The 13,545-nt window shown below is 71.5% G+C and carries 11 protein-coding genes; 10 read left to right on the top strand and 1 reads right to left on the bottom strand.

Annotation, left to right across the window (positions count from 1 at the left end; genetic code table 11):
* Positions 1–10: 10 nt before the first annotated feature.
* The 3 genes from ffh to ACLQ29_RS27170 are packed head-to-tail and all read left to right on the top strand — an operon-like array spanning position 11 to position 3,295.
* Positions 11–1,570, top strand: coding sequence for a signal recognition particle protein (gene ffh / locus ACLQ29_RS27160; protein WP_425774274.1), 1,560 nt, complete (start codon positions 11–13; stop codon positions 1,568–1,570).
* A gap of 48 nt (positions 1,571–1,618) precedes the next feature.
* Positions 1,619–2,197: a Uma2 family endonuclease gene (locus tag ACLQ29_RS27165; RefSeq protein WP_425774275.1), complete on the top strand. Its 579-nt coding sequence runs from the start codon at positions 1,619–1,621 to the stop codon at positions 2,195–2,197.
* An 18-nt stretch (positions 2,198–2,215) separates the two neighbouring features.
* Positions 2,216–3,295 (top strand): amidohydrolase family protein, encoded by a 1,080-nt coding sequence (locus tag ACLQ29_RS27170; protein WP_425774276.1) that lies wholly within the window; start codon positions 2,216–2,218, stop codon positions 3,293–3,295.
* Between the two features lie 54 nt (positions 3,296–3,349).
* Here ACLQ29_RS27170 and ACLQ29_RS27175 read toward each other — a convergent pair whose 3' ends face one another.
* Entirely contained in the window at positions 3,350–3,946 is a 597-nt protein-coding gene (locus tag ACLQ29_RS27175; RefSeq protein ID WP_425774277.1) for a TetR family transcriptional regulator, read from the bottom strand.
* A gap of 139 nt (positions 3,947–4,085) precedes the next feature.
* Here ACLQ29_RS27175 and proS point away from each other — a divergent pair, with 139 nt between their 5' ends.
* The 7 genes from proS to ACLQ29_RS27210 all read left to right on the top strand — a co-directional run bounded on the left by proS (position 4,086) and on the right by ACLQ29_RS27210 (position 13,545).
* On the top strand, positions 4,086–5,492 hold the full coding sequence (gene proS / locus ACLQ29_RS27180) for a proline--tRNA ligase (RefSeq protein ID WP_425774278.1): 1,407 nt from the start codon (positions 4,086–4,088) through the stop codon (positions 5,490–5,492).
* Position 5,493: 1 nt separating this feature from the next.
* A complete protein-coding gene (locus ACLQ29_RS27185) occupies positions 5,494–6,150 on the top strand; it encodes a DUF402 domain-containing protein (protein WP_425774279.1) in 657 nt (218 codons plus the stop codon).
* Between the two features lie 103 nt (positions 6,151–6,253).
* Positions 6,254–6,832: a hypothetical protein gene (locus tag ACLQ29_RS27190; RefSeq protein WP_425774280.1), complete on the top strand. Its 579-nt coding sequence runs from the start codon at positions 6,254–6,256 to the stop codon at positions 6,830–6,832.
* A gap of 113 nt (positions 6,833–6,945) precedes the next feature.
* Positions 6,946–10,707: a PKD domain-containing protein gene (locus ACLQ29_RS27195; RefSeq protein WP_425774281.1), complete on the top strand. Its 3,762-nt coding sequence runs from the start codon at positions 6,946–6,948 to the stop codon at positions 10,705–10,707.
* The gene (locus ACLQ29_RS27200; protein ID WP_425774282.1) at positions 10,700–10,936 is read left to right on the top strand and encodes a hypothetical protein; all 237 of its coding nucleotides are present in this window, start codon (positions 10,700–10,702) and stop codon (positions 10,934–10,936) included. The genes ACLQ29_RS27195 and ACLQ29_RS27200 overlap by 8 nt, the downstream gene beginning before the upstream one ends.
* A 33-nt stretch (positions 10,937–10,969) precedes the next feature.
* Positions 10,970–12,559, top strand: coding sequence for a hypothetical protein (locus tag ACLQ29_RS27205; RefSeq protein ID WP_425774283.1), 1,590 nt, complete (start codon positions 10,970–10,972; stop codon positions 12,557–12,559).
* Positions 12,556–13,545, top strand: a complete 990-nt coding sequence (locus ACLQ29_RS27210; protein ID WP_425774284.1) for a polyprenyl synthetase family protein — start codon at positions 12,556–12,558, stop codon at positions 13,543–13,545. Before ACLQ29_RS27205 ends, ACLQ29_RS27210 begins: the two co-directional genes overlap by 4 nt.

Consider the following 13,545-nt stretch of genomic DNA (forward strand, 5'->3'; position numbering starts at 1 on the left):
GGATGTTCGCGTGTTTGACACCTTGAGTGACCGCCTGTCCGGGATCTTCACCAAGCTCCGCGGCAAGGGACGGCTCACCGACGCCGACATCGACGCCACCGCGCGCGAGATCCGCCTCGCGCTGCTGGAGGCGGACGTCGCGCTGCCGGTCGTCAAGGGCTTCATCGCGGCCGTCAAGGAGCGGGCCCGCAGCTCCGAGGTCTCCCAGGCGCTCAACCCGGCCCAACAGATCATCAAGATCGTCAACGAAGAGCTGATCACCGTGCTCGGCGGCGAGGGCCGGCGGCTCCAGTTCGCCAAGCAGCCGCCGACCGTGATCATGCTGGCCGGCCTGCAGGGTTCCGGTAAGACCACCCTGGCCGGCAAGCTGGCCCGCTGGCTCAAGGCCCAGGGCCACCAGCCGCTGCTCGTCGCCGCCGACCTCCAGCGCCCCAACGCCGTCGGGCAGCTCCAGGTGCTCGGTGGTCGGGCCGGCGTCGAGGTGTACGCCCCGGAGCCCGGCAACGGCACCGGTGACCCGGTGCAGGTGGCGCGCGCGTCGATCGAGCACGCGAAGCGTGCCGCCCGCGACATCGTCATCGTCGACACCGCCGGCCGGCTCGGCATCGACGCCGAGATGATGCAGCAGGCCGCCGACATCCGCGACGCCGTCTCGCCGGACGAGGTCATCTTCGTCATCGACGCGATGGTCGGTCAGGACGCCGTCCGCACCGCCGAGGCGTTCCGCGACGGCGTCGGCATCACCGGCGTGGTGCTCTCCAAGCTCGACGGTGACGCCCGTGGTGGCGCCGCCCTGTCGGTGCGCGAGGTGACCGGGCAGCCGATCCTGTTCGCGTCCACCGGTGAAAAGTTGGAGGACTTCGACGTCTTCCACCCCGACCGGATGGCCAGCCGGATCCTCGGCATGGGCGACGTCCTCACTCTGATCGAGCAGGCCGAGCAGGCCTTCGACTCCGATCAGAAGGAGAAGATGACCGCCAAGCTGATGGGCGGCGAGCAGTTCACCCTGGACGACTTCCTCGACCAGCTCATCGCGGTGCGGCGGATGGGCCCGATCGCCAACGTGCTGGCCATGATGCCGGGCATGGGGCAGATGAAGGACCAGCTCTCCGAGCTGGACGACAGCCACTTCGACCGGGTCACCGCGATCATCCGGTCGATGACCCCGGGCGAGCGCACCAACCCGAAGATCATCAACGGTTCCCGCCGGGCGCGCATCGCCAACGGCTCCGGGGTCACCGTGATGGACGTCAACCAGCTGCTCAACCGCTTCGCCGACGCGCAGAAGATGATGAAGCAGATGGGCGGCATGATGGGCCTGCCCGGCGGCGGCCGGCGCAAGGCGACCAAGAGCCCGAAGAACAAGCGCAAGGGCACCAAGGGCGGCGGTCGTCCGCGTACCGGAGCCGGCGCCGGGATGCCGGCCGGCTTCCCGGGTGGCATGCCGCAGCTCCCGCCGGGAATGGACCCGAACGATCTCGCCGGTGGCCAGGGCCTTCCGCCCGGCTTCAAGCTCCCGAAGATCGACTTCAACAAGCTCGGCAAGGGCGGCGACAAGGGCCCGCGCTGACGCGTGTCGGTGACGGCGGGCGACGTCATCCTTTCTTAGGGTGATGTCATGGTCGCAGCCCCGATCCTGCCGGAGCGGCACGAGTGGACGGTCGACGATCTCGGCGAGCTGCCGAAGGACCTTCCGTACGAACTGATCAACGGAAGGTTGATCCTGCCGTCGCCAACTGCCGTGCACCAGGATCTCTGCGTCCGACTGTTGCTCACGCTTCGCCTCAACTGTCCGCCGGAATACCTGGTCAGCTTCGACCTGTCGATGGGGGTCGACCGGCGCAACGAGCCACGCCCCGACGTGGTCGTGATCCGGCGTCAGCACGCTGGCCAGTCACCCGTACCGGTCGAGGACGCCCTGCTCGCCGTGGAGGTCGTCTCGCCAACCTCCACCCTCCGCGACATGTACGACAAGGCGAAGGTCTACGCGCACGCCGGCATCCGGTCCTACTGGGTGGTGGACCCGCTCCAGGAACGCGTCACGCTCACCGAGTACACCCTCGGCGCCAACCGCGAGTATGAGCAGGTCGCCCACACCGAGGACCTGTTCGTCACCGAGCGGCCGTGGAAGGTCTCCGTGGACCTGCCGGCGCTGACCTCCCGGAAGAACGACCTGCTCGCCCCCGACCAGGAGTGATCGGGTAGGACTGTGCGCATGGCTCTTCATGTGCGCGGTGTGCTGCTCCCCGACGACGAGGTCCGGGATCTCTGGCTGGTCGGCGACCGGGTGACCTTCACCCCGGTGCCCGGCGCGGAGACGGTCGTCGACGGCGGTTTCGTGCTGCCGGGGCTTGTCGACGCGCACTGCCACATCGGCATCGCCCGCGGTGGCGCCCCGATCACCTCGCTCGACCAGGCCCGCGAGCTGGCCCACATCGACCGCGACGCCGGTGTGCTGGCGATCCGCGACGCCGGCTCGCCGTACCCGTACCCCGAACTGGACGACGAGCCGGGCCTGCCGCGACTGGCCCGCGCCGGCCGGCACGTCGCCCCGCCGAAGCGCTACCTGCGCGACATCGGCGTGGAGGTCGACGCCACCGACGTGGCCGCCGCGGTCGCCGCCCAGGCGCGGGCCGGCAACGGCTGGGTCAAGCTGGTCGGCGACTGGATCGACCGGGGCGTGGGCGACCTCGCGCCGGCCTGGGACGCGGACACCCTCACCGCCGCCGTGCGGGCCGCACACGACGCCGGGGTACGCGCCGCCGTGCACACCTTCTCCGAATCGGCCGTCGAGATCATGGTGCGGGCCGGGGTCGACTCCGTGGAGCACGGCACCGGCCTGAGCCTCGACCTGATCGACGAGATGGCCCGCCAGGGCACCGCGCTGATCCCCACAATGATCAACATCGCCACCTTCGGGGGCATCGCCGAGCAGGCGCGGGGCAAGTTCCCCGGGTACGCCGAACACATGCTCGCGCTGCGCGACAGCTTCCCCGAGGTGGTACGTGCCGCGCACGAGGCCGGAGTGCCGATCTACGTGGGCACCGACGCCGGGGGTGGCATCGACCACGGGCTGGCCGCCGAGGAGATGCTGCTGCTGCACGAGCAGGCCGGCCTGGCACCCATCGACGTACTCGCCGCCGCCTCCTGGGGCGCCCGGGAGTGGCTCGGCTTCCCCGGCCTGGTCGAGGGCGGCCTCGCCGACCTGACGGTCTACCCCGAAGACCCCCGCCGCGACCTTCGGGTGGTCCGCGCCCCGTCCCGCACGATCCTCCGCGGCCGCGTCATCCGCTGACCCCACAAGCGTCGCCGGGCCGGGTCGCGTCGGTCAGTGGGCGGGTGCGCGACGTCAGGGGGCTGGGCGGGCGGCGGCGCTGAAGAGGGTTACGGCGAGGTCGGCGAGGGCCGTGGCGGTCTGCTCGATCGGTTCGCGGGGAAGCACGATGTGACTGACCACCAGGCGGACGGTGGTGTCGGCGGCGAAGGCCAGCGGGGCCGGGTCGGCTCCGGGCAGGTGGTCGCCGGCCCAGTCGACAAGCGCGCCGGACGCCTCGGTGAGCACCACCTCGGCCCGGGTGGTGAGGTACGGCAGTAGCTCGTCCGAGCCGCCTCGGGCGCTGGCCAGGATGGCCTTGACCAGGGGGTTTTCCGCCGCCGTGGTGAGGGTGTGCGCGATGGCCGCGTACGCGCCGGCCCGTACGTCGGTGCCGTGGGCGAGCAGGGCGGTCCGGACGGCGCCGACGAACCGGTCCACCTCGGCGCGGGCGAGCGCCTCGGCCAGCCCTGCCTTGCTGCCGAACTCGTTGTACACGGTCTGCCGGCTCACCCCGGCGGCGTCCGCGACGGTACCCATCCGGACGCCGTCCCATCCGGTCGCGACGGTGAGCGCGCGGGCCGCGTCGACGATGCCGGTCCGTACCGGGGTGGGGTCCCTCTGCTCAATCATTCTGGTCGAAGTGTAGGTCGGCTCGGTGCGCCTCGATCTGGGCTCCGCGGTGCGGATTGAGGAAGGTCGTGAGGGCAGATGCTGACGATGCCGCGCCCGAGCGCACTGCCCCGACGAGCGGCGCATAGGATGTGCGGTCATGGCACGCGTGCTCACTCCCCGTGCGGAGGATTTCCCCCGCTGGTACCAGGACCTGATCGCCAAGGCGAAGCTGGCCGACAACGGCCCGGTTCGCGGCACCATGGTCATCCGACCAGCCGGCTACGCCATCTGGGAGCGTATGCAGGCCGAGATGGACGCCCGGATCAAGGCGGCGGGTGCGGAGAACGCGTACTTCCCGCTCTTCATCCCGGAGAGCTACCTCAAGCGGGAGGCCCAGCACGTCGAGGGCTTCTCGCCGGAGCTGGCGGTCGTCACGCACGGTGGCGGCAAGCCCCTCGCCGAGCCGGTGGTGGTACGTCCCACCAGCGAGACGGTGATCGGCGAGTTCATGGCCAAGTGGATCGACTCGTACCGGGACCTGCCTCTGCTGCTCAACCAGTGGGCGAACGTGGTCCGGTGGGAGCTGCGCCCGCGGATCTTCCTGCGTACCAGCGAGTTCCTCTGGCAGGAGGGGCACACCGCGCACGCCACCCGCGAGGACGCCCGGGCGTACGCGCGGCGGATCCTGCACGAGGCGTACGAGGACCTGATGGTCAACGTGATCGGCATCCCGGTCGTGGTGGGCCTGAAGACGACGCGGGAGCGGTTCGCCGGCGCGACGGCCACGTACACCTGCGAAGGCATGATGGGTGACGGCAAGGCGCTGCAGTTGGGCACCAGCCACGAGCTGGGCCAGAACTTCGCCAAGGCGTTCGACATCAGCTACTCCTCGAAGGAGGGTGGCCGGGAGCACGCCTGGACCACCTCCTGGGGCACGTCCACCCGGATGCTCGGCGGCCTGATCATGGCCCACGGCGACGACAACGGTCTGCGCGTGCCGCCGAGGCTGGCGCCGATCCAGGCGTACGTCATGGTCGTCAAGGACGGCGACGGTGTGGGCGAGGCGGCGGCCAAGCTGCGCGACGGCCTGCGCGACGCAGGTGTCCGGGTCGCGCTCGACGACCGCACCGACACCCCGTTCGGCCGCCGGGCCGTCGACGCAGAACTGCGTGGTTATCCGGTACGCGTCGAGGTCGGCCCGCGTGATCTGGCCGTCGGCAACGCGACCGTCGTGCGCCGGACCGACGGGTCGAAGACCCCGACGCCGGTGGCGGACGTGGTCGCCGCGGTGCTGGCCGCGCTGGAGACCGACCAGCAGGTGCTGCACGACCAGGCTCTGGCCAACCGCGAGTCGCGCACGGTGGAGGTGGCGACCCTGGCCGAGGCGATCGAGGCCGCCGCGACCGGCTGGGCCCGGGTGCCGTGGTCGGCGGTCGGCGTGGCCGGCGAGGCCGAGGCGAACGGCCAGGGCGTCACGGTGCGCTGCCTGCTGCGCGCCGACGGCTCGGTGCCGGACTCCGAGGACGAGCCCGACCTGATCGCCATCCTCGCCCGCGCCTACTGAGGTGACTGTCGACCGCTTCGAGTCAGGTCGGCTGATCCTGCACCGGAACGTGCGACGGGGGCGGATCGGGTGGGTCCGGCCGGCGCGGGTCGTCCTCGACGACGAGCGAGGGCTGCTGCTCTGGATCGCGGAGGGCTCGCCGGTGGCGCACGAGGTCAACGGGGTCGGCCTGACCATGCGGGGGCTGCCGTTCGCCGACTGGGTCACGCCGACGTACCAGCTCGCAGAGGGGCGCTGGAACGGGCCGCCGTTGTTGAAGTTTCTGCCCACCGGGGCGGCGCACTCCGTCTGGTGGTTCCGCGACGCGGCGGGCCGGTTCAGCCACTGGTACGTCAATCTGGAGGAGCCCGGCGTCCGCTGGGACGACGGTCCGACGGCTGGCGTCGACGTGATCGACCAGGACCTGGACGTGCTCGTCGCCTCGGATCGGACCTGGCAGTGGAAGGACGAGGACGAGTTCGTCGAGCGGCTCGCCTTTCCGGAGGACTACTGGGTGACCGACGAGAAGGCGGTCCGCGCCGAGGGGGAGCGGGTGATCGGCCTCGCCGAGGCGGGCGCGTTCCCGTTCGACGGCACCTGGTGTGACTACGCCCCGCCGCCGAACTGGGGCGTACCGGCTGGGCTGCCGGCCGGCTGGGATCGCCCGCCAGTGCGCTGACCTGCGTCGATTACCCTGTGTCATCCTGCGGACATAGAGTGTGGTGGGAGCGGTGTGGCGGCCTAGGGTTCAGGCAACGTCACCACCAGTAATGGGAGGCCCGATGGCCGACCAGATCAACACCTTCGCTGACCTACAGGCTCGCGCCGGCGTGATCCTCGCCCGGCTGAATGCCGCTCCCGCCGTCGCGATCGCGGCAGCCACGAATCCGCTGCTGGCTGTCGAGCACCTCGGCTACGAGTTCAACCCCGACACCCGTACCGGCATCGGTGACCGCATCCGGCTCGGGCCGACCGCCGCCGAGAAGCTCGCCGAGCTGCGTACGACGATCGCCCGGCTGGTCGATCGCCAGATCGACCCCGACGATGGCCCGGCGGTCCGCCAGCTCCTGACCGACCTGGGCGTGCTTCCGTGCCCCGATGGTGATCAACCGGACACCGACCCGCCGCGTTGGCAGCCCGGCGGCGCCGGCCCCGACCCGCTGGAACCGCTCCGGGACCGGCACCCCGTGCTGGAACCGCTGCTGGAGTACCGGCGGATCTCCGCCCGCCGGCCGAGGTTCGCACCCCCGCACGCCTTCGCTGCGATCCTCAGCGGTGCGGTGACCACGCCGTTGACCGCCGTGCGCGGCCGGCTCCAGTCGCCAGCGCCGGATCCGGAACCCGACACCCACCCCCGCTGACCAACGGGCGGCCCGTCGCCCGGCGACGGCCCCGAGCAGCTTTTGACGTCCGGCCCGGCATCCGGCCGTCCACACCCTCCGGCCTCCACCACACCGGCCCCGAAGGGGGACCAATGGCCGACACCCATGGCTTCGAGGTCGTCATCGAGGCGACCGCACCCGTTCTCCGCAAGGCCCTCCAGGGTGCCTGGAAGTCGGCCGAATGCGGCGACACCAGCACCGACGAGGGACGTATCCCGCAGTACCTGCCGGTCCCCGCCGGCCTCGGTATCGGCGGGTTCACCACGGCCGGCGGCCAGGTGGAGATCCCCCGGGACCAACTCGACGCCACTCCACGACCCGACATCGACGGGTGCGACCTCACCTTCGGACTGATCATCCAGGTGATCGTCTCCGACCCGCCGGTGCCATCCGCGCACCTGCTGGACCTCACCGCCACCGCGCATGCCGTCGCGCCGATCGGGGTGCTGCCCGGTTCGAAGAACGTGGGGCTGCGTTTCGACGGCCTGCCCCGCAGTGCGGTCACCGCGACCCTGACCAGCGGCGATCCTCTCGCCCCGAAGCTCGTCCAGATCCTCGGCGAGTACGTCCACTTCGCCTACGAGAACGGCGGCCTCGGGGGCGTGCTGCACCCCGGTATCCCGGCGATACCGCACGAGCAGGACGACACCGGGCTGGTGCTGGGCCTGGGCGTCGGCAGTTACACCCTCGACACCCACCTGGAGATCTACGACGACCAGGCCGACCCGGCCCACCGGATCGACGTCAGTCAACCCGATCCGGGACATGTCCTCATCAGCATGCCGATCTACCTGCGAATGTTCCACATCGTCGGTGCTGGCGCGGCGCCTTCGCTGGCCGACCCGATGGCTGTGGAAACCCGGCTCGCCATCACGGTGCCGTTGGAGACCCCGCCGGGGGCGTACACGTTGCGGTTCGACACGGCGACCGTGGTCGCGGGACCGATCAGCCCGGCACCCGGCATCGAGGGCACCCACTTCACCACCAACAACGCCACCCTCTTCGGGTTCCTCGACAACGCGCTGCAAGCCCAGCTCAACCAGCAGGGGGCGGCGCTGGTGCACGGCTTCGGGGCGCAGAGCATCGTGGTGCCGACCGTGGCGCAGATCGAGACGGCCATCGGCGACCTGCTGTTCGACAACCTGGCCGGGCGGGGCTTCCTGGCACTGTGGACCCCGGAGGTCGGGGGCGAGGTGTTCGAGGCCGACAACGTCGCCACCCGGGTCTTCGCCGACCTACTGGTGATCGCGATCAACGCCGGCGGGGGCGCCGACATCGGGGCGATGACGAACGTCGTACCGGCCGGGCGGGACTTCGCCATCCTGCTCGACGGGACGATCGTGCAGCAGAACATCGACTCCGCCCGGGTCACCAACGGTTGGGCGGACAGCGACCTGCCGCGCCGCGTCGACCAGGGCGACGACAAGGCGGACGTCCGTGAGTTGGACGTCGTACTGCGCGACGGGTCGATCCGGATGACCGGGGAGTTGACGGTCATCGACGCGATCCTGGGCAGCATCGACGTCGACGCCAGCTTCCGGGCCGACGTGGGCCTGCACTGGACCCCGAACGGCGACCTCAACCCCGACGGCGTCCAGCGGATGGACAACCACCTGATCGGCGAACCGGACGTCGACCCCGAGGAGTCGGTCCTGTTCTGGGTCATCGCCATCATCCTGGCGATCATCAGCTTCGGCGCCGGGAGCATCCTGATCGGGATCATCATCATCGTGGTCGCCGCGGTGATCACGGCCGTGGTCAACAACATCGGCGGTTCGCGCCTCGTCGACCCGATCACCGGGGCGGTCAGCGGCATCACCGGCTGGCCGCCCGAGCTGGCCCGGATCGGGCGGGTCAGGGCCGTCTTCTTCGACCCGGTCGTGATCAACGCAGACGGGCTCCTCCTCAGCGGTGACCTGGAGGTGCTCAGCTCCTGCGAGAGCACCGAGGTGCTCGCCGCCCGCAGCAGCGGACCGTACACCGGGACGGCCCAGTCGGCCCTGCTGTTGGCCGCGGGGCACACCAGCGCCGCGGCCGGCTACACCTGGCTGACCGGCGATGGCGCGGCACCGGCGGCCACCGCGGACGTCAACCACGTCTACGCGGCCAGCGGCACCTACCTGGCGGCGCACTCGTTGACGATCAACCAGCCCGGCGGCGCCACCAGCCGCCACTTCGCGCTGGTGTACGTCGCAAACGTGCCGCCCACGGTCGACGCCGGCCCGGACCTCACCGTCGACGAGGGTGAGATGGTCACCCTCGTCGGCCGTTTCAGCGACGTCGAGTACGTCGACACCCACGAGACCACCTGGAACTTCGGCGACGCCCAACCCACCGAGCCGGGCACGGTCGTGGAGACCAACACCCCGCCCCGGGCCGAGGGCACCAGCACCGTCCAGCACGCCTGGTGCGACAACGGTGTGTACGAGGTGACCCTGCGGGTCCGGGACCAGAACGGTGGGATGGCCACCGACACCCGGACCGTGACGGTGCGCAACGTCCCGCCCGTGGTCGACGCCGGCCCCGATCTGTTCACCTATCCCTGCACGGTCCTCACCCTCACCGCCCGGTTCACCGATCCCGGTTGGTGCGACACGCACACCGCCGTCTGGGATTTCGGCGACTGCACCCCGCCGCTGCCGGCCGTGGTCACCGAGACGCACGAGCCGCCGGCCGGCCGGGGGACCGCGGTGCTGTCCCACCGCTACCCGGACTGCGGGACGTTCCTGACCCGGTGCACCGTGACCGACGACGACGGCGGAACAGGTGTCGACGAGGTGGTGGTCCGTGCCGTCGACGTGGTCAACCGGCATTTCGAGGACGGGTTCGCCCAGCGCACCACCGGACAGGTCGCCAACGGCTGGGAGCCGTACGTGCTGGCCGGCTCGGCGGCCGGCGGCACCGGCCAGCACGCCGCGAGCAACTTCGTGGTGCACGGTGGTCGCCGGGCACAGGGGCTGGTGCCCGGTCCGCAGCAGCGGATCGGCGTCCGGCAGCAGATCGGGGCCAACCCGGGCTGGGCCTACCAGCTCACCGCCTGGTACGACCTCGACCAGGCCGACCCCTCGACCGCGCGGCTGGGCGTCGACCCCACCGGCGGCACCGACCCGACCTCCGCCGCCGTCGTCTGGAGCGCCGGCACGAGCGCCCAGCGGTGGAGCCCGCTGACGGTACGCGTCACCGCCCAGGCTGCCGCGCTGACCGTGTTCCTGGAGGCGGCGGCCGACGGGCGTGAACCCCGAAGGGGCGGCGGGCGGGTGTGGTTCGACGACGTGGACCTGCTGGCCGTGCAGCCGTACTGCCCGACGGAGCCGCCGCCGCCACGGCCGCGCGACTGCCTCGACTTCGCCGACCGTCAGCCCGGTACGCAGTTCCCGGCGGAGTGGACGGACCACGAGTTCCTCGTCCGTTCCGTGGACGGCGTCGGCCGGGTGGTCGTCGCGGTCGGGCCGCCCACCGGAGGTGCGGCCCTGCAACTCGGCGCCGGCGTCCAGGTCGCCCTGCCCCACCCGGCGGACCGGGTCATCGTCACCCTGGTCAACCAGGGCGGCAAACCGGTCGAGCTGACCGCGCTCGACGACGACGGTGCGTCACTCGACCGCGTCGACGTGCCGGCGAACTCACCACCGGGTGCGGCGACGGTGACTCTCACCGGTCCCGGCATCGTCTCCGTCCGGATCGTCGGGCGGTCGGCGGAAGGGCTGCTGGTCCGGCTCTGCGCCGAGTACGCCGACGACACCGGGTCGGACGACGAACATGGCGACCCCACGTCGCACCCGGTTCCGATCGACCCCGGTGCCACCGGCCCGACGCGCCGATCCGACCCGCCGTTTCGTGGTGGTTGCTGTGGCTGAGCCTGGCTCGCTCGACGCCGTCCGTGCCGTGCTGGCCGCGCACCGGGCCGACCTCACCCGGCGGTTCGCCGCCGTCGGCACCGGCATCGGCCGGCCCGACCCGGCCGGCCCGTATGTCATCACCGTCTACGTCACCGACCCCGGGTTGGTGGCCCTCACCAGCGAGCGCGTCGACGGTGTCGCGCTGCGCTTCGTGCTCACCGGGCCGTTCGAGGCCCGCCGAACCTGATCCACCACCGCGTTGCACCGGCAGGAGGCGGCCATGTCCAATCCGAACGACAGCTACGTCAAGGCCCGTGCGTTGGCTCGGGCGGCCCGTCAGGGACCACTTGCCGGGTTGCTCGGCGACCCGAACGTCAGCGGGCTCGCCTATGGGCGGCGGGAGGTCAGCGGGCGCCGCACGGACGAGCCGGCCCTGGTCGTGTACGTGGTGCGCAAGGTGCCGAGGCAGTTCCTCCCCACCACCCGGCTACTGCCGCGGCGGGTCTACTTCGGGTCCGACTTCGTCGAGGTCGACGTGGTGGAGACCGGCCCGTTCTTCGCCCAGGAGTTCACCGCTCGGGAACGGCCCGCGCCCAACGGGGTGAGCGTCGCGCACATCGACGTCACGGCCGGCACGCTCGGCGCGCTGGTCACCGACAACACCGACGGTTCGCTCTGCGTCCTGAGCAACAACCACGTGCTGGCGAACTCCAACGCCGGGGCGATCGGCGACGCGATCGTGCAGCCCGGCGCCTACGACGGCGGCACCGCGCCGGCCGACACCATCGCCACACTGAAGCGATTCGTGATGATCAACCCGGCCGGCAACCGGGTGGACTGCGCGATCGGCCAGGTCGCCCAGCCCAACGACGTGATCGACCAGGTCAAGGACAACATCTTCCCGGTGGCCAACAGCGACCATCCGGCGATCGGTTTGCTCTTCGCCGGCTCGTGCAACCGAACTCTGATCAACCCCATCGACGAGGTCCTGCGCCAACTCGACGTGACCTTCCTCAGCGGCGCGGGCGCCATCGCCGGCGTCGACATCGGCAGCAACGTGGAGAAGGTCGGCCGGACCACGGAGTACACCACCTCCACGGTGACCGAGCTGGATGTCAGCGCGAGCATCGACTACGGCCCCGGCGTCGGCGTGGCCACCTTCGAGGGCCAGATCGCCACCGCCCACCTGTCCGAGGGGGGCGACTCCGGGTCGGTGGTCTACCTGGGCGGCGAGGGTGGCAACGAGAGTGCCTGCGGCTGCGCCTCCAGCAGCACCGCCCGCCGGGTCCTGGACCGGGACGTCGACCTCGACGTGGCGGTCGAGAAGGAGTTCCGGCAGCGCTACCTGCAGCAGACCAGGGTCGGCCGGTTCGCTGTCGACACCTACTTCGCCAACGAGGACGGGCTGGTGGCCCGGGCCCGGGCGACGAAGCTCTCCGACGCCGACCGGCGGCACCTGCAGAAGCTCTACGACACCTACGCCGAGACGGCCCGTGCGGCGTTGCTCCAGCCGCACCGCTCCGAGGCGACGCTCACCACCGAGCACCTCGACGAGGCCCGCAAGACGCTGCGCCGCTTCGCGGACCGGTTGACCGCCGAGGAGATCTCCGCCGCCGAGGAGGTGCTGGCGCTGGCGAACGACGCTGTCGGTCGTACCCCGGTGGAGATCCTGCGGATGCTCGACGACGAGCAGCTGCTGCACAAGGCGCAGGAGTTGGTCGAGCGGGTGCCCACCCTGTGTGCTCCCGGCAGTGGGCGGCGCGGCGACGGTGGCTGTGGCTGCGGTGGCGGTGGGAGCGGCGGTGACGCTGCCCAGCCGGCTGCCGAGAAACCCACCAAGCCGAAGCCCAAGCCCAAGCGGAAGCGGTGACGGTGAGCAACGCCACCGACCCGGACTGGCTGGCCAGCGCCCGTGCCCGGGAGGCGCTGGCCGGCCTGGACCGGCGGATGCGGGAGGCCGTCGCCGCGTCCGACCCGGTGCTGTGGGCGATGGCGACGGCACTGCAACGCCGGGGCGGCAAGCGGATCCGTCCCGCGCTGCTGCTGGTCGCGGCCGAATTCGGCACCGTCCGACCGGCACACCTGCTCGACGCCGCCGCGGCGTTGGAGTTGCTGCACCTCGCCTCGCTCTACCACGACGACGTGATGGACCGGGCCGTCACCCGGCGGCACGGCCCCAGCGTCAACGCCGAATGGGGCGAGCCGGCGGCCGTGGTCGCCGGGACCTTCCTGGTCGCCCGGGCCATCGCCCTGCTCGCCACCTTCGACGACCGGTACGGCCGGGAGGCGGCCGCCGCGCTCGTCGCGCTCTGCACGGGCCAGCTCCGCGAGACGGAGAACGCGTTCCACACCGGCCTGACCGAGGCCGAGCACCTGGAGATCGTCGCTGGCAAGACGGCGACCCTGTTCGAGTTGCCCTGCCGGTTGGGCGCGCTGCTCGCCGGGGCGCCGCCGGCGGCCGTCGAGGCGCTGGCCGGGTACGGCCACGACCTCGGAGTCGCCTTCCAGCTCACCGACGACGCGCTCGATGTGCGCGGCAGCTACGCGGCTCTCGGCAAGCGGCCGCTGACGGACGTCCGGGAAGGGGTCTACACCATGTCGGTGCTGCGGTTGCTGGCCCGCGACACACCGGCGGCCGGCCGGGTGCGCGACCTCCTGGCGGTACGCGAGCCCACCCCGGCGGAGCTGGCCGAGGTGGCTGACCTGGTGATCGCCTCCGGTGCGGTGGACGAGGTCCTCGCCGAGGCCCGGCGCCGGGCCGCACAGGCCGCCCGGCGGCTGGATTCGCTACCGCCCGGCCCGGCCCGGGACTCGCTGGTCCGACTCGCCGACTACGCCGTCACCCGGGCGGGCTGA

The organism is Micromonospora sp. DT228, from assembly GCF_049841595.1.
Classification (GTDB): Bacteria; Actinomycetota; Actinomycetes; order Mycobacteriales; family Micromonosporaceae; genus Micromonospora.

Coding starts and splice junctions, on each gene's coding strand:
- ACLQ29_RS27165 (WP_425774275.1), top strand. CDS start 1,619: ATGGTCGCAGCCCCGATCCTGCCGGAGCGGCACGAGTGGACGGTCGAC.
- ACLQ29_RS27170 (WP_425774276.1), top strand. CDS start 2,216: ATGGCTCTTCATGTGCGCGGTGTGCTGCTCCCCGACGACGAGGTCCGG.
- ACLQ29_RS27175 (WP_425774277.1), bottom strand. CDS start 3,946: ATGATTGAGCAGAGGGACCCCACCCCGGTACGGACCGGCATCGTCGAC.
- proS (WP_425774278.1), top strand. CDS start 4,086: ATGGCACGCGTGCTCACTCCCCGTGCGGAGGATTTCCCCCGCTGGTAC.
- ACLQ29_RS27190 (WP_425774280.1), top strand. CDS start 6,254: ATGGCCGACCAGATCAACACCTTCGCTGACCTACAGGCTCGCGCCGGC.
- ACLQ29_RS27195 (WP_425774281.1), top strand. CDS start 6,946: ATGGCCGACACCCATGGCTTCGAGGTCGTCATCGAGGCGACCGCACCC.
- ACLQ29_RS27205 (WP_425774283.1), top strand. CDS start 10,970: ATGTCCAATCCGAACGACAGCTACGTCAAGGCCCGTGCGTTGGCTCGG.